General features: G+C 42.3%; 16 protein-coding genes and 1 pseudogene. 14 read left to right on the top strand and 3 right to left on the bottom strand.

Translation table 11 applies throughout. From position 1 onward, the window contains the following. Positions 1–343 precede the first annotated feature (343 nt). Complete coding sequence (locus BFG52_RS15790) at positions 344–775, top strand: DUF2147 domain-containing protein (protein ID WP_067558452.1); 432 nt, start codon at positions 344–346, stop codon at positions 773–775. 123 nt (positions 776–898) lie between these two features. On the opposite strand, the gene BFG52_RS15785 is transcribed toward BFG52_RS15790, so the two are convergent. Both BFG52_RS15785 and BFG52_RS15780 read right to left on the bottom strand, forming a co-directional pair. Beyond that, positions 899–1,246: a Spx/MgsR family RNA polymerase-binding regulatory protein gene (locus BFG52_RS15785; protein ID WP_067558448.1), complete on the bottom strand. Its 348-nt coding sequence runs from the start codon at positions 1,244–1,246 to the stop codon at positions 899–901. Positions 1,247–1,717: 471 nt separating this feature from the next. Further along, positions 1,718–2,542 carry an exodeoxyribonuclease III gene (locus tag BFG52_RS15780; RefSeq protein ID WP_067558445.1) on the bottom strand — a complete coding sequence of 275 codons (825 nt, stop codon included), beginning with the start codon at positions 2,540–2,542 and terminating at the stop codon, positions 1,718–1,720. 40 nt (positions 2,543–2,582) lie between these two features. Between BFG52_RS15780 and pyrE the strand changes: the two genes are divergently transcribed. The 10 genes from pyrE (at position 2,583) to lpxC (ending at position 13,538) form a co-directional block, all read left to right on the top strand. Then, positions 2,583–3,233, top strand: coding sequence for an orotate phosphoribosyltransferase (gene pyrE, locus BFG52_RS15775; protein WP_067558441.1), 651 nt, complete (start codon positions 2,583–2,585; stop codon positions 3,231–3,233). Positions 3,234–3,330: 97 nt separating this feature from the next. Beyond that, a complete protein-coding gene (locus BFG52_RS15770; protein WP_067558437.1) occupies positions 3,331–3,849 on the top strand; it encodes a hypothetical protein in 519 nt (172 codons plus the stop codon). A 254-nt stretch (positions 3,850–4,103) separates the two neighbouring features. Next, positions 4,104–5,054, top strand: coding sequence for a glutathione synthase (gene gshB, locus BFG52_RS15765; protein WP_067558434.1), 951 nt, complete (start codon positions 4,104–4,106; stop codon positions 5,052–5,054). A gap of 325 nt (positions 5,055–5,379) precedes the next feature. Then, a complete protein-coding gene (gene murG / locus BFG52_RS15760) occupies positions 5,380–6,480 on the top strand; it encodes an undecaprenyldiphospho-muramoylpentapeptide beta-N-acetylglucosaminyltransferase (RefSeq protein WP_067558430.1) in 1,101 nt (366 codons plus the stop codon). Positions 6,481–6,506: 26 nt separating this feature from the next. After that, positions 6,507–7,958, top strand: coding sequence for a UDP-N-acetylmuramate--L-alanine ligase (gene murC / locus BFG52_RS15755; protein ID WP_067558426.1), 1,452 nt, complete (start codon positions 6,507–6,509; stop codon positions 7,956–7,958). A 97-nt stretch (positions 7,959–8,055) separates the two neighbouring features. Beyond that, positions 8,056–8,985 carry a D-alanine--D-alanine ligase gene (locus BFG52_RS15750; protein WP_067558421.1) on the top strand — a complete coding sequence of 310 codons (930 nt, stop codon included), beginning with the start codon at positions 8,056–8,058 and terminating at the stop codon, positions 8,983–8,985. A 3-nt stretch (positions 8,986–8,988) separates the two neighbouring features. Then, the gene (locus BFG52_RS15745; protein WP_067558418.1) at positions 8,989–9,843 is read left to right on the top strand and encodes a cell division protein FtsQ/DivIB; all 855 of its coding nucleotides are present in this window, start codon (positions 8,989–8,991) and stop codon (positions 9,841–9,843) included. A 62-nt stretch (positions 9,844–9,905) separates the two neighbouring features. Beyond that, positions 9,906–11,168 carry a cell division protein FtsA gene (gene ftsA, locus BFG52_RS15740; protein WP_067558415.1) on the top strand — a complete coding sequence of 421 codons (1,263 nt, stop codon included), beginning with the start codon at positions 9,906–9,908 and terminating at the stop codon, positions 11,166–11,168. A gap of 165 nt (positions 11,169–11,333) precedes the next feature. Further along, entirely contained in the window at positions 11,334–12,512 is a 1,179-nt protein-coding gene (ftsZ, locus tag BFG52_RS15735) for a cell division protein FtsZ (protein ID WP_067558412.1), read from the top strand. A gap of 123 nt (positions 12,513–12,635) precedes the next feature. Then, positions 12,636–13,538, top strand: a complete 903-nt coding sequence (gene lpxC, locus BFG52_RS15730) for a UDP-3-O-acyl-N-acetylglucosamine deacetylase (protein WP_067558409.1) — start codon at positions 12,636–12,638, stop codon at positions 13,536–13,538. Between the two features lie 98 nt (positions 13,539–13,636). Here lpxC and BFG52_RS15725 read toward each other — a convergent pair whose 3' ends face one another. Beyond that, on the bottom strand, positions 13,637–14,077 hold the full coding sequence (locus tag BFG52_RS15725; RefSeq protein WP_067558406.1) for a DUF721 domain-containing protein: 441 nt from the start codon (positions 14,075–14,077) through the stop codon (positions 13,637–13,639). Between the two features lie 111 nt (positions 14,078–14,188). Between BFG52_RS15725 and BFG52_RS15720 the strand changes: the two genes are divergently transcribed. The 3 genes and pseudogenes from BFG52_RS15720 to BFG52_RS15710 form a co-directional block, all read left to right on the top strand. Next, entirely contained in the window at positions 14,189–14,836 is a 648-nt protein-coding gene (locus tag BFG52_RS15720) for a M23 family metallopeptidase (RefSeq protein ID WP_067558403.1), read from the top strand. A gap of 207 nt (positions 14,837–15,043) precedes the next feature. After that, positions 15,044–17,758 (top strand): pyruvate dehydrogenase (acetyl-transferring), homodimeric type, encoded by a 2,715-nt coding sequence (aceE, locus tag BFG52_RS15715; protein WP_067558400.1) that lies wholly within the window; start codon positions 15,044–15,046, stop codon positions 17,756–17,758. A 1-nt stretch (position 17,759) separates the two neighbouring features. Then, positions 17,760–19,454, top strand: a pseudogene (locus BFG52_RS15710) (2-oxo acid dehydrogenase subunit E2); the annotation flags it as partial. Between the last annotated feature and the right edge of the window lie 26 nt (positions 19,455–19,480).

The following is a 19,480-nucleotide window of genomic DNA, read 5'->3' as shown; positions in this document are numbered from 1 at the left end:
TTTTGATTAGGTGGTTATGAGCTGCGTGATTGGACGTGAGTTCAGAGCATTATATAAATGAGATAAATGCCCGATGCTCGAGTGCGGTACAACATAATCTTTGGCAAATTAGCTTAAAATAAATTTTGAGGAGACAGTATGCGCCAGACTATTTTTGACATAAACTGCAAGGGGCAGTGAATAAAAAATATTTGGAATAGCAACCGTTGTTCTAAGGGCATGCTGAAAGGATTATTCTGAATAAAATAAGGATTCACGTACACTAAATAGTCACATTGAATATTTGCTAAATTTAGCAGAGTTTTTAATACTATCTAATTCAAATACAACTAGGGATATCAAAATGAAAAAAATAGCACTGACACTTGGTCTACTCGCTGCTTCAGTATTTGCAAATGCTGCAGATGCATTAAATGGTACAACATGGAAAACGATTGACGATGAAACAAAGCAACCACGTGCTTTGGTTAAATTTACCGAACAAAGTAATGGTACATTAACAGCAACTATTCAATCTATTTTGGTTGCAGGTGAAGAAAATGCTTGTACCAAATGCGAAGGCGCTTATAAAAATAAACCTTTAAAAGGCGTCACTATTGTGAAAAACCTTAAAAATGTTGGTGGTAATAAATATGATGGCGGTACGATTTTAGATCCCAAAACTGGTAAAACCTATAGCTTAAAAGGTGAGCTTGCTGGTAATAAACTTAATCTTCGTGGCTTTATTGGCGTATCAGTGCTCGGTCGTAATCAAACATGGATTCGTGCTAACTAAATTTTTTATTGAGCGCAGTTGTAGTTTGGGCTTCATCTGCCTAAATATAGATTGAGCTAAAGATAAATTAAAAAAATACAGCCCGTTTATTTTCGGGCTGTATTTTTTGGTGGCATTTGTGGTTTATTTTAAAGCGCGATATTGTGCTTCATCAAAACCAACAATAAAACCTGTATCTGTTTTAACAATAGGGCGTTTAATCATACTGCTATGTTCAACCAATGTCGCGATCAGTGCCTGTTCACTCTGTAAAGCTTGCTGCTGTTGTTCTGCGCTTAATTTACGCCATGTGGTTCCTTTTTTATTGAGCACAACATCGGCACCTAAAACATCAATCCAGCTTTTAATGGTCTCTGCATCAATTCCTTGTTTTTTATAATCATGAAACTCATAGGCTAGCGCTAATTCATCAAGTAATACAAAGGCTTTTTTCATTGTGCTGCAATTTTTTATACCGTAAATAACCAACATAGTGTATTGACCTACTCAGGTGAAAGAAAAGAATAACCAGATCATGCATCATACTAAGTCAATCGCTGGTGATTGTTAAGTCATTCACAGGCTGAATCTGCTGTAGGGCATAAATCGTTGTAGTGGGTTATTTTGCTGTATAGCAAAATTTGACAGCTTTGAGTAAACAGCTTTATAAAGTTCTGCAAAATAAAATATCTCATAGAGAAAACCCGCATTTAATCATCCTGATCATGCGGGTCTCAGTCCAACGTCCAATGTCACATCCTTAAAATAAATACCAAGGTATTTATTTATTCATCCTTCGGCGTCCTATCCCTTTGTTGTCATCCTGACAGTGTCCCTGTGCCGTATGCATATAATGCACCCCTTAGGCATGAATAAACATCCGCAAATACGGCAACTGACGTGAGATAAAATCTGATATTAAGTGAACAAGTGTTCACTTAATGTTTCAATTGGTATTTTTTGTTATTGATCTAGAGCATAGTCAATGATGACCGGTGCATGGTCACTAAACCATTGTTCTCTATAAACCCAAGCATTGATTGCACGCGTTTTCCAGTCTGGAGAGCAGGCATGATAGTCAATACGCCAACCCACATTTTTGGCACGTGCTTGTCCACGGTTAGACCACCAAGAATAGAGCTCGGCTTCTTTGCGGACTTCACGGAAAGTATCGACATAGCCAAGATCATCATAGATATGGTCTAACCAAGCGCGCTCATGCGGTAAACAACCGGAAGATTTTTGATTGCCGGACCAGTTTTTTATATCAATCCGTTTATGCACAATATTATAATCACCGCAGACAATGATGGATTTATTCTCATCACGCCATTGCTTGAGGATATTGGCATATACCGTGAGAAATTGATCTTTACGGGCTTGCGCCTCTTCCCCAGAAGAACCGGATGGTAAATACAATGAGCAGATATATGCAGGCTGCTCTAAACCCAGATCAAACTCTGCGGCGATGAAGCGACCTTGACTGTCTGCTAATTCAAAATCTAAACCATTACGGACATTCTGGAAAGGAATACGGCTGTAAATGGCAGTTCCCGCATAACCTGCACGCTCTGCAGGAAATAGATGGGTATGCCAGCCAGCGGGTTTAAAATGATCATTCCATTGCTCGTGGGTAATACGACTTTCTTGCATACAGACCACGTCAGCTTCGGATTGTTCTAACCAGTCCAGCAAGCCTTTTTTGACTGATGCGCGTAATCCATTGACGTTTATAGATACGACCCTTAAAACTTTTTGATCACTCGGATAGCTACTCTTTGGTATCATTCGCAGTCATAACCTCATTCATAATTTTCTGGAGCACCGCATGACATCACCTGTTGAATTTAACACGCAAGCTTTTATTGAACTCGCGCTTTCGCGCGGTGTGCTGAAGTTTGGTGAGTTTACGCTAAAATCGGGTCGGGTGAGCCCATATTTCTTTAATGCGGGTTTACTCAATGATGGCGAAGCATTATCGCTGTTAGCACAAGGATATGCGAATAAGTTAACACAATGTAACAGCGTCGATGTGATTTTTGGACCAGCCTATAAAGGTATTCCATTCGTTGCTGCGACAGCGGTTGCTTTATCACAATATCATGGGGTGAGCGTACCCTGGGGGTTTAACCGTAAAGAGGCCAAAGACCATGGTGAAGGTGGTGTGTTGGTTGGCGCATCCGTTGAAGCGAAAAAAGTTTGGATCATTGATGACGTGATTACCGCGGGTACAGCCATTCGTGAAGTGGTCAGCATCTTGAAAAATGCCGGTGCAAGCATTGCGGGTGTTTTAGTGGCATTGGATCGCCAAGAACGAGGGCAAGGTCAGTTATCTGCCATCCAAGAAGTACAAAAAGAGTTAGAGATTCCTGTGCACGCACTGATTACCATGCAAGATCTTATGCAATATCTTGAGCAAAAAGGTGATCAACAGGCACTCAAAAATATGCAAGCTTATCGCGTTAAATATGGTGTTTAAGCGATATATTTTGCTATCAATAGATTGAAGTGGCTGATTATTTTACCACTTCAATCCCAAAAAGCGCTTCCACTGCCAAGCTAGGACGCATGATGCGATGTATTTTTGGCTTATTGTTGTAATTGGCGTAATTTTATGCGTCTTGCTGTTGCAATTTGATCGCTATCGATGGCGTGGTTATCGGATGGCGCGAGGACGCTTTTTTTATACGCATCCATTACAGTTAGGGACTTTGCAGCAATACTGCTATCACTTGACTGTGAACGCAGATGTACAACGAAAATTAATAAATAACCTTATGCTCAATGAACAGCATGATGAAGTTTATAATACGGTTTGGTTGCTCTATACACCGTCACAGTATTTCCCCGTGATTCAAGTCTGGTATAGACATATACTGCTGACGGACCTCGATACCCACTATGCACAAGCACTATATAACAGCTTAATCGACCATGACTTTGCCATCGGTCGCCCAATTGCTGTTGTTGCGCGCTTTCGATATTTTAGGTTGACCCACTCAGAAGGGCGTTTAGCGTGCCAAGTACAATTGGATTTACCGGAAGATCCCTTGAGCGTATCTGAGCTAATCTTAGTGCCTACAAATGAGCAGTAAATTGCTGATTTTTTAATAAATGCATTGGCATGATCGTGATGTACAGTGATGCCATCATGGTGATGTCATCGTTATCTGGCAATTTCATTGGATGTTCTCTCGTATCTTGTTTGCATACAATCTAGCTATTCGGCGAAGCTATAGTGCTGATTGCTCTTGCATTTTCCTTAGATCAATATGTAATTAAAAGCCATACAGATCATATGTTCTCCGTTATACTGCTGGCTGACCAAAGCTTTAAAATGAGTGAGCGTATGCGCGTATTAGTGGTAATGGATCCGATTGAACAGGTCAATCTTAAGAAAGATTCCACCATGGCAATGCTATGGGCAGCAGCACGTCGTGGGCATCAACTGGGTTATGTATTACAACAAGATTTATATATTGACCAAGGTAAGGCCTTTGGTTTAATTGCGCCTTTAGCGGTATTTGAAAATACTGAGCATTACTATACTTTAGGCGAAAAACAAGCACAGTCTTTGGCGAGTTTTGACGTGATTCTGATGCGTAAGGACCCACCATTTGATATGAACTTTGTCTATAGCACGTATATATTGGAACAGGCTGAGCGTGAAGGGGCATGGGTGATCAATAAGTCGCAGAGCCTGCGAGACTGTAATGAAAAATTATTTGCCACACAGTTCCCCGAACTACAAGTACCAACCTTGGTGAGCTCACAACAAAGTTTATTGCGTGCTTTTATCGATAAACATCAAGATGTGATCGTAAAACCTTTAGATGGTATGGGAGGGATGGGCATTTTTCGTCTCTTTCACGATGGTCCCAATATTGGTTCAACCTTAGAAATGCTGAGTCAAAATGGGCAACAGCCGATTATGGCACAACGTTATATTCCTGAGATTGTAGACGGTGATAAACGAATTTTAATGATTAATGGTGAGCCAGTACCGTATTGTTTAGCACGAATTCCACAAAATGGTGAAGTGCGAGGTAACTTAGCTGCTGGTGGTTTAGGTGAGGCACGCCCATTAACAGACAAAGACCGAGAGATCGCAAGCAAGGTTGCGCCCTATCTTAAAGAAAAAGGCTTGGTTTTTGTTGGGTTAGATGTCATTGGTGAATACGTTACCGAGATTAATGTCACCAGCCCAACATGTATTCGTGAAATTGACAAACAGTTTGGCACCTCTATTGCCGATGATTTGTTTGCGGTATTAGAGGCCGGTCGTCCTAAAACAGTATAAAGTGCTGAAGAGCATAAGAGCGTGTGGTGACTGAGCACGCGCTCTTTCTGACTGACTTGCTCTCGATCTGCTTCAGCTTGGTGTTGCGTAGATTTTGATTGGTTTTTGATCTGGTCGTGATCAGTTAAGATCATCTACTGGTTATGCACAATAGGCAGTCTTTGTTGATAGCGGAATCAGGCTTATAAATCAAAATAAAGGCTAAACTGAAAACACTTGGTGAAAAAAAGTAATTAACCTTTGCTCTAGGTCTATTTGAGATTACAATTAGCGGTTTGAGATAAATATATCTTTAACATTCGCTTTAATTTTGAAGAACTAAACCGTGACCGATTTTCAAAAAAATGCAACACAGCACGTTATGTTTATGGCGGCTGGTACTGGTGGACATGTTTTTCCTGCGCTGGCTGTGGCAAAACAACTTCAGCAGCAGGGTGTTCAGGTTTCTTGGCTTGCTACGCCATCAGGAATGGAAAATCGATTATTAAAACAACACGATATTCCAATTTATCGGATTAATATTCAGGGGATCCGTGGCAACGGTTTGCTACGTAAACTCGCCGCACCATTTAAAATTCTTAAGGCAACATTACAAGCTGTGCGTTATATGAAACAGCATAAAGTGACAGCTGTAGCAGGTTTTGGTGGCTATGTTGCAGGTCCCGGTGGTTTGGCGGCGCGTATTTTAGGCATTCCAATTTTAATTCATGAGCAAAATGCTGTTGCAGGATTTACCAATAAGCAATTGTCAGGTTTGGCAAGTACGATTTGTCAGGCATTTCCAAATACTTTTGCACAATCAGATAAGTTGGTGACGACAGGCAACCCTGTACGTCGAGAAATTATCAATATTTACAACCCTAGTTATCGTTATCAACAGCGTGAAGATGCAGGGCAACCCTTGCAAGTTCTGATTGTTGGTGGGTCGTTGGGTGCACAAGCATTGAATCAATGCGTGCCACAGGCATTGTCACACTTAGCACAGCCTTTGCAGGTTTTGCATCAATGTGGTCAAGATCATGTGGAGAAAACCGAAGCAGCTTATGCGCAAGCACCAGCCAATATTCAAGTGAAAGTACAGGCTTTTATTGAAGATATGGCACAAGCTTATGCAGATGCTGACCTAATTATTTGCCGTGCAGGCGCTTTGACAGTGACCGAAGTCGCTACCGCGGGTGTTGCGGCTATTTTTGTGCCTTTGCCCAGTGCAGTCGATGACCATCAAACTGCCAATGCACAGTATTTAGCCAAGGCGGGTGCAGCCAAAATTTGCCCGCAAGCCAGTATGAGTGCAGACAGTTTAGCTGTTCAACTGGGTAATATCATGAGTCGTCCGATTTTAATGGAAATGGCGGTAAAAGCGCGCCAGCATGCTCAAGCCGATGCAACTGAACACGTTGCAAAATTAATTCAAGCTTTAAACTGATTTTAGATTTGATGCCAGAGTAGACTATGCCAACTTCAACCCCAAGCAATGCCACCCAAAAACTTATTAAAGTGCCAGAAATGCGCCGTATTAAACATATCCATTTTGTCGGGATCGGCGGGGCGGGCATGTGTGGTATTGCCGAAGTTCTTAAAAACCAAGGCTATCAAGTCTCTGGCTCAGATATTAAGGTATCCAAAACCACCAAACAGCTAGAAGCCAATGGTATTCAAGTTTATATCGGTCATGCGGTAGAAAATATCAAAGACGCCAATGTTTTGGTGGTATCGACTGCGATTGATACAGAAAATTTAGAGATTAAAGCCGCCATTGAGCAACGCATTCCTGTGGTACGACGCGCAGAGATGCTGGGGGAGTTGATGCGTTATCGCCATGGGATTGCTGTGGCAGGGACGCATGGTAAAACCACCACGACCAGTTTGATTACATGTATGTTGGCAGAAGAAAATCTTGATCCAACTTATGTGATTGGTGGTTTGCTGAATCGGACCGGTGTAAATGCGGCGCTCGGTGAAAGTCGCTATATCGTGGCTGAAGCAGATGAGTCCGATGCTTCTTTCTTACACCTTGAGCCGATGGCGGCGGTTGTGACCAATATTGATGCCGACCATATGGACACCTATGGCGGTAGCTTTGATAAATTAAAAGATACTTTTATCCAGTTTTTACATAAACTGCCATTCTATGGTCTGGCTGTGGTTTGTGGCGATGATCAAAATATTCGCGAGATTATGCCACGTATTGCACGTCCAATCTTAACGTATGGTTTTAATGAAGATAATGATATTCGTGCCATAGACGTGGTACAAAATGGGATGCAATCGCATTTCACCGTGCTGCGTAAAGAGCGTGAGCCATTACGCGTTACCGTCAATCAGCCCGGTTTGCACAATGTCCTCAATGCCTTGGCTGCAATTGGTGTTGCCACAGATGAGGGCGTTTCAGATGCAGCAATTTGCCGTGCCTTAGAAGGCTTTAGCGGTGTTGGTCGACGTTTTCAGGTGCAGGGTGAATATCCATTAGCAGAGGGGACGGTCAAACTGATTGATGATTATGGTCATCATCCCAAAGAGGTTGAAGCAACGATTAAAGCGGCACGCCAAAGCCATCCCGATCGACGTTTGGTTTTATTATTTCAACCACACCGTTTTTCGCGTACCCGTGATTGTTTCGACGATTTTGTTGACGTATTGTCACAAGTTGATCAGTTATTGCTGCTTGAGGTCTATCCTGCTGGTGAAAAACCGATTGTTGGTGCAGACAGTCGCGCTTTAGCACGTAGTATTCGTTTGCGTGGTGCGGTTGAACCGATTTTGATTGATCCTGTAGATGAAAATTTACAGCATGTCGTACAAAAAGTGTTACAACCTAATGACTTATTACTTACACAAGGTGCAGGGAATGTCGGTGCAATTTCTTTAGAATTGGCACAAAATGGATTATTCTTAAAAGCATAAATGCATTGGTAGGGCAATGCATCCATATAGCAAAGTGTATAACTTTTAAATTTTGCTAAAAATTTTTTGATTTGGGTAATAGATTAAGGATATCAACGTGTCAAATCCTGCTAGATTCGGTAAAGTTGCAGTGTTGTTGGGGGGTAAATCTGCTGAACGAGAGGTATCACTCGATAGCGGAAATGCCGTATTGGCAGCACTATTGCGTGCAGGCGTTGATGCTGAAGCATTTGATCCTGCGTTGCGCAGTGTGACTGAGCTGGTTGGCTATGATCGTGCTTTTATTGTGTTGCATGGTCGTGGTGGCGAGGATGGTCAGATACAAGGTGTTTTAGAATGGTTGAATATTCCTTATACCGGTACAGGCGTACAAGGTTCGGCCATTGGTATGGACAAAATCAAAACCAAACAAATCTGGCAAGGTTCTGATTTGCCTACAGCGCCTTATCGTATGGTCAGTTCTGATCAAGATGCCGCTGCAATTGTCCAAGATCTAGGTTTACCCCTCATCATTAAACCTGTGCACGAAGGTTCTAGTGTCGGGATGAGTAAAGTTGAAAAAATTGAAGACTTTGACATGGCGATTGCCAAGGCGGTGCGACATGATGCGGTGGTGATGGCCGAACGCTGGATTACAGGGCGAGAGTTTACCATTGCCATGTTGAATGGGCAGGCACTTCCCGTGATTCGTCTAAGCCCACCACAGGACGTTGCTTTTTACGACTATGATGCGAAATATTTACGTAATGACGTTGAATACGGCATTCCATGTGGTCTGAGCAGTACCGAAGAACAACAACTACAAGCACTATGCTTACAAGCATTTAAGGCAGTTGGTGCATGGGGATGGGGGCGTATCGATGCCATGCAAGATCAGCAGGGCAATTTCTGGTTACTTGAAGTCAATACTGTGCCCGGTATGACCAGCCATTCGTTGGTCCCCAAAGCAGCCAATGCTGTAGGTTATGATTTTGATAGGCTCTGTATGGCTATTCTTGAGCAAACATTATCGGATGAAAAACATTAATTTATGGCGCAACTACCTGCTTCAATGCGTCCTAAACGGGCTGCAATAACCTCGATACATGAGAAACCACCAAGCACCAAGGATAAATTCATTCACCTTGGTGGATGGGGCTTGTTGTTGGTTGCCATAGTTTTTTTAGTGATCGGCATAGTTGGTCTTTATAAAGTCATGACGGATGCACGTGTTGCCAATTTACAAGTGGTTGGGACCAATAGTGAGGTCGAACAAAAACAATTAACAGCTTATTTAACACCCTCTATTCAATCAAATTATTTTACTTCTGACCTGGAGCAAATTCGCGATAAAACCTTACAGGTATCGTGGGTGGAGCGGGTGGTGGTATCTCGTGCATGGCCAAATGAGATTCGTGTCCGAGTCGTGCCCAAGCATCCCATTGCACGTTGGGGGACTGGACGTTTACTCAGTGATTCTGGCGTAGTCTATACCGAAGCAACAACTTTAGATCATTCTCATTTACCCATGTTGCATGGTCCGCTGACACAGTCTAAAGTAATGATGCGTCGCTACAATGAAATTACGCCGTTGTTTTCACCGATTGGTTTAAGTTTGAAAGATTTATATTTAACAGATCGTATGACTTGGTTTATGCAGTTTAATTCCGGTCTTCGTGTTATTGTGGATCAAGATCAAACCATGAGTAAATTACAGCGACTTAGCCATTTAGCACAAACCGACCTAAAACCAGTTTGGTCACAGATTGCAGCGATTGATTTGCGTTATCGGAATGGTTTGGCGATACAATGGAAAAACTCAGTAGCACCAAAAATAATCAATGGTCAGTTTGTTGTAACTAGTAGTGACATAAATGTTGCGAATTCATTGACAGCACAGCCATAATAGAGTGTTTTATAAAACTGGTTAACACCAACATAATCTAATGAACAAAATGGTAGTAAGTAATGAGTGAAGCTGTTCCATCGGTTGTTGCGATAGACATTGGGACACATAAGGTTTCAGTTCTAATAAGTAAAGTACATGCACCTGATAATATTCAGGTTATTGGGATGGCTAGTGCGCGCAATCGCGGCATGAATAAAGGTAAAATTGTTAGCCTAGATAAAGTGATCACTGCCATTAAAAATGCTGTACAAGAAGCAGAAGACATGGCCGAGTGCCGTGTCCATTCGGCGTGGGTATCTATTCCGAGTGCTGAACTCAAAAGTTACTATGCATCTGGTCGTACACCGATTAATAATCCAGAAAGAACCATTACCACCACAGAAGTCGTTCGCGCCTTAGAGTTGGCAAAAGCGAGCCACATGACGCCAGATTACTATTTAGCCAGTGCGGTGCCTCTAGGTTTTGAATTGGATGATGAAACGGAATGGGTACAAAACCCAATCAATCTGTCTGCAAACAGTATGACAGCACATTATCAATTGATGATGTTACCGATTAGCACCATGCAAAATTTAGACCGTGCCATGAAAGGTGCCAATATTTTCGTTGAAAAGATGGTGGTTTCATGTTTGGCAACGGCTGAAAGTAGCTTGCTAAAAGACGAAAAAGAATATGGCGTCTGCTTACTTGATATCGGTGCGGGTGTTTCCAATATTGCGGTTTATATCGAAGGGCATCTGGTTTTTTCACATACTATTCAACGTGGTGGTGAAAATGTAACGCGCGATATCGCTGCTGTATTACAAACAACAACAGAAGAAGCAGAACGTCTGAAATTGCTGTATGGTTGTGTCGACCTCAACCAAGTTAAACCCGATCATATGATCCAGTTTGAAGCAATTGATGGTCCTCAGAGTATTAGCCGTATAGAATTGTCAGAGATTATTTTGGCACGCTATGAGCAAATCCTCAGCCAAGTTTATGAGAAGTTAGAAAGCAATGGCGCGCTAGCAAGCTTGTATCATGGCGTGGTGTTGACGGGAGATGCTTGTCAAATTGAAGGTATGGTGACATTGACCCGCCGCATGCTTGGGGTCTCTGCGCATTTAGGTAATCCGCCTCTACAAGTGAGTTGTGATGATCAATATCTTCCTTCATTAAGACGTTCAATGTATGCCACTGCAGCAGGATTGTTAATGTTTAGTCAAAGTGAGATGCAAGAGACGGTTGAAGAACCGGATAGCAAGGAAAAAAGATCGCTGTGGCAAAGACTTAGCAATGGTTGGAATGCAATGAACAACAAATTGAAGGGTATTTTTTAGGTATAGTTTTTTTAGGGATTATTGTGCAAAAGTTGTAAGTATATTCGCCTATACTTGACAAGCTCAATATTGCAACGCATCCTAAAAAAACGATTTATTATTTGAGATCAAGGCAGTATACGGGCTTAAAGTGACTGCCGTTATTTATTAGGAAGTCTACAGGTCATGGCCTCATTTGAATTTTTAGAAGACGAACAAAACGATGGTAACGGTCAAGCCCGTTTTACAGTATTTGGTGTCGGTGGTGGCGGTGGTAATGCCGTACAACATATGGTGCAATCTGATATTCAGGGTGTGAAATTTGTTTGTGCAAATACCGACAAACAAGCATTGGATCGTATGAATGCGCCGTTCAAAATTCAGTTAGGTGAGCAAAGCACACGAGGCTTAGGCGCTGGTGCAAATCCAGAAGTCGGTCAGATTGCAGCAGAAGAAAGCCGAGAAATTATTCGCCAGCATCTTGAAGGTGCTGACATGGTTTTTGTTACTGCAGGCATGGGCGGTGGAACAGGAACGGGTGCAGCGCCAGTTGTAGCAGAAATTGCTAAAGAAATGGGTATTTTGACAGTTGGTGTTGTGACTACGCCATTTAATTTTGAAGGTCGTCGTCGTCAGCGTTCAGCGGAAAAAGGTATAGAAGCGTTAGAAGCTCATGTAGATTCTTTGATTATTATTCCAAATCAACGCTTATTGAGTGTTTATGGCGATATTTCTATGCAAGATGCTTACCGTAAAGCAGATGATGTATTGTTAAATGCTGTGCGTAGTATATTTGATCTTGTGGTACGCCCTGGTCATATCAACCTTGACTTTGCCGATTTAAAAACTGCGATGAGCACACGTGGCTACGCCATGATGGGTGAAGGTAAGAGCAGTGGTCCAGATCGCGCTGAAGAAGCTGCCCGTTTAGCAATTCGTAGTCCATTGTTGGATAACGTGAATATCATGAATGCTAAGGGCGTTTTAATTAACATCACGGGTGGGGCAGATGTCACTTTACGTGAAACTGAAGTCATTACGGATGTTGTGAACCAAATTGTTGATCTAGACGAAGGCGAAGTATTCTTCGGTACCGTATTTGATCCGGATGCGCGTGATGAAATTCGGGTAACGGTGATTGCAACAGGTTTGACACGAAATGCCAATGATAGCGTTGAGCATAAACGTAAAGTGCCAACAAGTAGTGCTTCAGCCACTACAGCAGCATCAAATGTGGATGAAGATGATGTTCCCGCGATTAGCAAACGTCAAGGTGTTGATCATGCACCTTCTGCAGCCGCAGCAACACCACGTTCAACCCCGATGAGCATCCAAGATTATTTAAAGAATCAGCAGCGTAAGTAATTGATATTTAAATAATTAATTCTTCATTTATCTAAAGGTAGTGATAATCACTACCTTTTTATTTTTGCTCAATGCCTAAATATGCTACCTTATAGCGGATTTTAGGATGAAGAACCAAGTAACATGTTGAAGCAACGTACCCTGAAGCGCGTCGTGAAAGCAAGCGGCATTGGACTACACAGTGGTCAAAAAGTTTTAATTAACTTTTTACCTCATGTAGAGGATGGGGGTATTGTTTTTCGGCGTATTGACCTTGTGCCACCTGTCGATATCCCAGCAGATGCACTATTGATTCAAGAAGCTTTTATGTGTTCTAACTTGGTGATTGGCGATATTAAGGTTGGCACTGTTGAGCATGTCATGAGTGCGATTGCAGCATTAGGGATTGATAATCTCATTGTCGAAGTGTCTGCTTCTGAAGTTCCCATCATGGATGGTAGTGCCGGTCCTTTTATTTACTTATTGATGCAAGGTATTTTAGTAGAACAACAAGCACCGAAAAAATTTATTCGCATTTTAAAACCCGTTCAAGCGTTGATTGATGATAAACGCGCTGTTTTTAGCCCACATGAAGGCTTCCAGATCAATTTCACCATTGATTTTGACCACCCAGCTTTTGCCAAAGAGTATCAATCCGCCACTATTGATTTTTCTACAGAAACTTTTGTGTATGAGGTGAGTGAAGCGCGAACTTTTGGTTTTATGAAAGATTTAGATTATTTAAAAACTCATAACTTAGCCTTAGGGGCAAGTTTGGATAATGCCATTGGTGTCGATGATACGGGAGTTGTGAATGAGGAAGGTTTACGCTTTGCAGATGAGTTTGTAAGACATAAGATTTTGGATGCAGTCGGTGACTTATACTTATTGGGACATCAAATCATTGCAAAGTTTGATGGCTATAAATCTGGACATGCTTTAAATAATCAGTTGTTGCGCAATGTCAAAAGCGATCCAACAAATTATGAAATTGTAACATTTGATGATGCGAGCTTAAGTCCTATTCAATATGTTAACATTGTGTAAACGAGCGCTTGTAATTGCCTCATAAGGATTTTACTCAGGTTGATACCCTGTCAACTTACTTAATTTATCCATAATTGATTATATTTCTCATATGGTTGTTACGTTTTATTTCTTGCCAAACGTAGCATTGCTTGATTAAGCTTAGGGTCGCTTACGAAGCTTGCAGCATTTTTAAGCATGTCTTGTGCAATTGCTGGTAGTGCTTCGGTGGCTTTAGATGTTTTTACTGGGGATTTAGATGCGGTTCTTAAACGAACCTGTATTTTTTGCAAGTCTTTTAAGCCATCTAGCTGCGCAAGCTGTTGCACATAGTGTTTTTGAAGATAACCGAGTTGGCTAATCATTGCTTGATTTTCACCGGTAATGGTCAAAATACCAAATTGATAACAGGCGACTTGCCATTGCTCTGGTTGGGGTAATAGCGGTTGAATAAGTTTTGTGATTTTTTGCCATTCGGCAATCTGTTTGGTAAGAAACGATAAGTTTCCTGTTTTTACGTGTTGTCTTGTTGGTTGAAAAACCTTGATAGGCTCAGACATATGGCATAGCTCCATGTAAGTGTCTTTATCATAAGCTTTAGATTCAAGAAATATCAAGGCAGTCATCACGCAAGAAACTTAATTTGTAAGAACAGTTGATAGAGGTTTTTTATGCATTTTCGACGTATTTTATTAGCATTTTCACTGGCATCTTCTGCTGCATCGGTTGCTTTTGCTGATTTGGTTCAAATCAATCAGCCACATCAACAAAATCAATCAGATCGACTTGAGGCATTGACTAAAAGTTTGCAACAGCCTTCCAATATCCACATTCGTGATAGCAAAGAACCGATCGAAATCAATAATGATTCTCTTGCAAAAAAATATAGCGGCTCAAATACCAAATTTAGCAATACTGGTTATTCGTGGTTAGTAACACATCCTTTACCAGATATGAAGCGCGTGAGCTCAAACTATGGTGGTCGTACCATGGGTGGGCGCGCTGAAAACCATTCTGGCTTAGATATGGCTGCGCCAAGTGGTACGCCGATCTATGCAACAGGTCCTGGTGTTGTAACCAAGTCAGGCTGGGGCACCGGTTATGGGCAATATGTTGAAATCAACCATGGCAATGGTTATATCACACGCTATGCGCACGCTTCCCGTCTACTGGTTAGTGTTGGTGATGATGTAAAAGCGGGTGATCATATTGCTAACGTCGGTTGTACTGGTCGTTGTACTGGACCACACTTGCATTATGAAGTGGTTAAAGATGGTCAGCGTAAAAACCCATCAACCTATTTAGCGTTGTTACCTTAACTAGCACTATAAAATTGTTGTAGTACTTAAAAAACCGCCAATTGGCGGTTTTTTTGCATTTTTATGTTTATTTTGTGTTTAAAAAGTCAATTGGTATTTATTTACTAAATAATAGGGGGCTATCCCATTCAGCTGTAACCATAACTTAACAGCATCAAAATGTGATACATATATGATATAGAAAACAGATCATGGAATAGGTGAATTATGGCGTATTACGGCGATTCAGATGCTCAAGAAACAAAAGAATGGCAAGATGCATTTGACTCAGTGTTACAACACATGGGAACAGAGCGAGCAGCATTTTTACTCGAAAAGCTGTATCAGCGTGCAATTTTTAAGCACGTTCCCATTCAGCGTCTAAATACCCCTTATCTAAACACCATTTCCGTCGATGAAACCCCAGCGATGCCGGGCGATCAAGATATGGAACGCCGTATCCGTGCATTGATTCGTTGGAATGCTTTGGCGATGGTATTGCGTGCCAATACGACTGGAGATGATTTAGGTGGGCATTTAGCTAGCTTTGCATCTTCTGCGACCTTGTATGATGTTGGGTTTAACCATTTTTTCCGTGCCGCCAATGATCATTTCGGTGGTGACATGCTTTATATTCAAGGGCATTGTGCACCCGGTATTTATGCACGTTCATTCCTTGAAGGGCGTTTAAACGAAGAACAACTTAAAAACTTTCGCCGTGAGGTTGGTGGTCAGGGCTTACCAAGCTATCCACATCCGTACTTAATGCCAGATTATTGGCAGTTCCCAACGGTTTCGATGGGACTTGGTCCAATTATGTCAATTTACCAAGCACACATCCAAAAGTATCTAATGAACCGTGGTCTAATTAAAGAAGAAGACCGTAAGGTTTGGGCTTTCTTAGGCGATGGTGAGATGGATGAGCCAGAAAGCCTTGGTGCAATCTCGTTGGCTGGACGTGAAAAGCTAGATAATCTGATCTGGGTTGTAAACTGTAATTTACAACGCTTAGATGGACCGGTACGCGGTAACGGTAAAATTATCCAAGAATTAGAGTCAGTATTCCGTGGTGCGGGCTGGCGTGTTATTAAAGTTGTATGGGGGCGTCATTGGGATCCATTGTTGGCCAAAGATAGCTCCGGTGCATTAAAAGCACGTATGGAAGAAGCTTTGGATGGTGATTATCAGCGTTATCAAGTCAAGGGTGGTGGCTATACGCGCGAGCACTTCTTTGGTAAGTACCCTGAATCGGCAGAACTTGTAAAGCATCTGAGTGATGAAGATATTGATAATTTAAATCGCGGTGGTCATGACCCTTATAAGGTTTATGCAGCTTATGCCGCAGCGATGCAAAGCAATGGTCAACCGACGGTTATTTTAGCAAAAACTGTAAAAGGTTATGGTTTATCGGATGAGATTGAAGCGGTCAACAAAACGCATCAAATCAAAAAAATGCAGTTAGAGTCATTAAAATATTTCCGTAACCGTTTTAATTTACCGTTTACAGATGAGCAGTTAGAAGAGTTACCGCTGTATCGTCCAAATGAAAATTCACCTGAAATTAAATACCTAAAAGCCCGCCGCGAAGCATTGGGCGGTTATCTTCCTGCACGTCGCAAAGACAGTGTCAAGCTAGATATTCCAGCATTGTCTATTTTTGATCACGTATTGCGTGGTAGTGATGGTAAAGAACAATCGACGACCATGGTGATGGTCCGTCTAATCGCTGCATTATTGAAAGACAAAGCGATTAAAGACCGCGTCGTGCCTATCGTACCAGATGAAGCGCGTACTTTTGGTTTAGAGGGGATGTTCCGTCAACTGGGTATTTATGCTGCACATGGTCAGAACTATACACCGGAAGACCAAGAACAGTTGATGAGCTATCGTGAAGCAAAAGATGGACATATGCTGCAAGAAGGCATCAATGAAGCGGGTGCCATGAGTGCGTGGACAGCATTGGGTACCAGTTATTCTACCAATAACTTGCCGATGATTCCGATGTATATGTATTACTCGATGTTCGGTTTTCAGCGTATTGGCGATATTGCTTGGGCTGCTGGCGATTCACAAGCACAAGGCTTCTTATTGGGTGCTACCGCAGGGCGTACCACCTTAAATGGTGAGGGTTTACAACATCAGGATGGACATTCACATATTTTAGCTAGCACAATTCCAAACTGTGTATCTTATGATCCATGTTTTGGTTATGAGTTAGCGGTCATTGTACATGATGGTCTAGAGCGCATGTATGTCAATCAAGAACGCGTGTTCTATTACTTGACGCTCATGAATGAAAACTATGCGCAACCAATGATGCCAGCTGGTGTTGAAGAAGGCATTAAACGTGGTCTGTATTTATTCGCCGAAGATGAAAAAGCCACCGTACAATTACTGGGTTCTGGTGTGATTTTGCGCGAAGTTATTAAAGCAGCGCAGATTCTAGCTGAAGAATATCAAGTTCACGCCAATGTGTGGAGTGTGACAAGCTTTAATGAATTGGCACGTGATGGTATGGCGGCTGAAGAATATAACCGTTTACATCCAATGGCTGATCAGCCGAAACAAGCATGGGTTACTGAACAATTGCGTGCAACGGACGGTATTGTTGTTGCTGCGACAGATCATATTCGCGCCTATAGCGAACAAATTCGTGCCTATCTACCGGATGGTCGCCCATACGTTACATTGGGTACAGACGGTTATGGTCGCTCAGATACTCGTGGTAATTTGCGTAGTTACTTTGGTGTAGATGCTGCCCATATTGTGGTGGCTACCTTGAAAAAACTCGCTGATGAAGGCGAAGTAGATGCACGCTTAGTCAAAGACGCTATTTCAAGTTTTGAACTTGATGTAGATCGCCCAGTTGCGTGGTTGCCACAAGCGCATGCAGAAGTGTCTGAAGTTGCTCCTTATACAGAGCAAACAGGTGAGGAGAAATAAAATGCACATTACCACACCTGATATTGGCGTAGATAAAGCGACTGTTGCTGAACTTTTGGTGAAAGTCGGTGACCGAATTGAAGCTGAAGACAGTATTGTTTTGCTTGAGTCCGACAAGGCTTCTGTTGAAGTTCCATCAACTGCAGCTGGTGTGATTAAAGCTATTTTGGTAAATGTCGGTGATAGCGTGACCGAAGGGACTGCACTGATTGAGCTGGAAACAGAAGCAAATGCTGAAACGCAAAGCACGGCTGTTGAGTCGCAACACTCGCCAGAACCAGCAACGCCAGTCGCAGAGCAAGTCGCAGAAAGCCCTGCTGACGTTGCCGCTGTTGCGAATAGTCAAAATGATGCAGCAAGTACTGCAACCATTGAATTAAAAGTACCTGATATTGGGGTTGAAAAGGCATCAGTCAGTGAATTGTTGGTTGCAGTCGGTGACAGTATTGCTGTGGATGACAGTATTGTACTACTAGAGTCAGACAAAGCTTCGGTTGAAGTACCGAGTACAGCGGCAGGTACTGTTGTTGAAATTGCGGTAAAAGTTGGAGATATAGTCAAAGAAGGCGTGTTATTGCTGAAAGTCGCAACGGCGGGTCAAGCATCTGCTGCTACGGCAACATCAAATCCCGCTGCGGCAGTTGCAGAAAAAAGCACACCTGCACCAGCAACAACGGTTGCAGAGAAGACAGTTGCAACGGTAGCTGACAGCAAGCAAAGTCAGGCGCCTACGACGCACAGTACGACGACACCAAGCCTAAGTCCAGAACAGCATGAACAAAATGCAAAAGTTTATGCTGGTCCAGCCGTGCGTAAATTGGCACGCGAACTGGGTGTAGTCTTGGCTCAGGTTCAGGCGACAGGTCCTCATCAACGTTTGTTGAAGGAAGATGTATTTGCTTATGTGAAACAACGTTTAACCACAGCGGCGACGACAAGTACTACTTCAGCTTCAGCTGTTGTTGCGAGTGCTTTGCCGAATTTACCGGATTTTAGTAATTTCGGTGGTGGTGAGCTGAAGACTTTAACACGCTTACAGCAAGTTTCTATTCCACAGTTATCGCTGAATAACTATATCCCACAAGTGACACAATTTGATTTGGCGGATATTACTGATCTAGAAGCATGGCGCGGTGAATTAAAAGCCAACTTTAAGAAACAAGGCATAAGCTTGACGATTTTAGCGTTTATTGTTAAAGCGATTGCACACTTGTTAAAAGAAGAGCCTTATTTTGCTGGGCATTTAGCGGATGATCAAAAAGCAGTATTATTACGTAATGAAATCCATATGGGTATTGCAGTGGCAACACCTGATGGCTTAACAGTCCCTGTGCTGCGTAATCCAGATCAAAAAAGTATTCAGCAAATTGCCATTGAGTTGGGTGAATTAAGTCAGAAAGCGCGTGATAAAAAATTGTCACCGAAAGACTTACAAGGTGCTAACTTTACCATTACCAGTTTGGGCAGTATTGGGGGTACAGCATTTACTCCCTTGGTGAACTGGCCACAAGTTGCAATTTTAGGTATTTCACCTGCCACGATGCAGCCGGTGTGGGATGGTAATAAGTTTGAACCACGTTTGATGTTACCATTATCACTGTCTTATGATCATCGTGTGATTAATGGTGCAGATGCGGCACGTTTTACCAATAAACTCACCAAGCTATTGGCCGATATTCGTAATATCTTGCTCTAAGCTCGAGGCTTTTTAAACAGCATTGC

Source organism: Acinetobacter larvae, assembly GCF_001704115.1.
GTDB lineage: Bacteria > Pseudomonadota > Gammaproteobacteria > Pseudomonadales > Moraxellaceae > Acinetobacter > Acinetobacter larvae.
Note: the sequence above shows the minus strand (reverse complement) of the source record. Positions and strands in the feature narration are given on the sequence as shown.

Excerpts from the sequence above, each read along its gene's own strand:
- BFG52_RS15790 (WP_067558452.1), top strand. The coding sequence starts at position 344 with ATGAAAAAAATAGCACTGACACTTGGTCTACTCGCTGCTTCAGTATTT.
- BFG52_RS15785 (WP_067558448.1), bottom strand. The coding sequence starts at position 1,246 with ATGTTGGTTATTTACGGTATAAAAAATTGCAGCACAATGAAAAAAGCC.
- BFG52_RS15780 (WP_067558445.1), bottom strand. The coding sequence starts at position 2,542 with ATGATACCAAAGAGTAGCTATCCGAGTGATCAAAAAGTTTTAAGGGTC.
- pyrE (WP_067558441.1), top strand. The coding sequence starts at position 2,583 with ATGACATCACCTGTTGAATTTAACACGCAAGCTTTTATTGAACTCGCG.
- BFG52_RS15770 (WP_067558437.1), top strand. The coding sequence starts at position 3,331 with ATGTATTTTTGGCTTATTGTTGTAATTGGCGTAATTTTATGCGTCTTG.
- gshB (WP_067558434.1), top strand. The coding sequence starts at position 4,104 with ATGCGCGTATTAGTGGTAATGGATCCGATTGAACAGGTCAATCTTAAG.
- murC (WP_067558426.1), top strand. The coding sequence starts at position 6,507 with ATGCCAACTTCAACCCCAAGCAATGCCACCCAAAAACTTATTAAAGTG.
- BFG52_RS15745 (WP_067558418.1), top strand. The coding sequence starts at position 8,989 with ATGGCGCAACTACCTGCTTCAATGCGTCCTAAACGGGCTGCAATAACC.
- ftsA (WP_067558415.1), top strand. The coding sequence starts at position 9,906 with ATGAGTGAAGCTGTTCCATCGGTTGTTGCGATAGACATTGGGACACAT.
- ftsZ (WP_067558412.1), top strand. The coding sequence starts at position 11,334 with ATGGCCTCATTTGAATTTTTAGAAGACGAACAAAACGATGGTAACGGT.
- lpxC (WP_067558409.1), top strand. The coding sequence starts at position 12,636 with ATGTTGAAGCAACGTACCCTGAAGCGCGTCGTGAAAGCAAGCGGCATT.
- BFG52_RS15725 (WP_067558406.1), bottom strand. The coding sequence starts at position 14,077 with ATGTCTGAGCCTATCAAGGTTTTTCAACCAACAAGACAACACGTAAAA.
- BFG52_RS15720 (WP_067558403.1), top strand. The coding sequence starts at position 14,189 with ATGCATTTTCGACGTATTTTATTAGCATTTTCACTGGCATCTTCTGCT.
- aceE (WP_067558400.1), top strand. The coding sequence starts at position 15,044 with ATGGCGTATTACGGCGATTCAGATGCTCAAGAAACAAAAGAATGGCAA.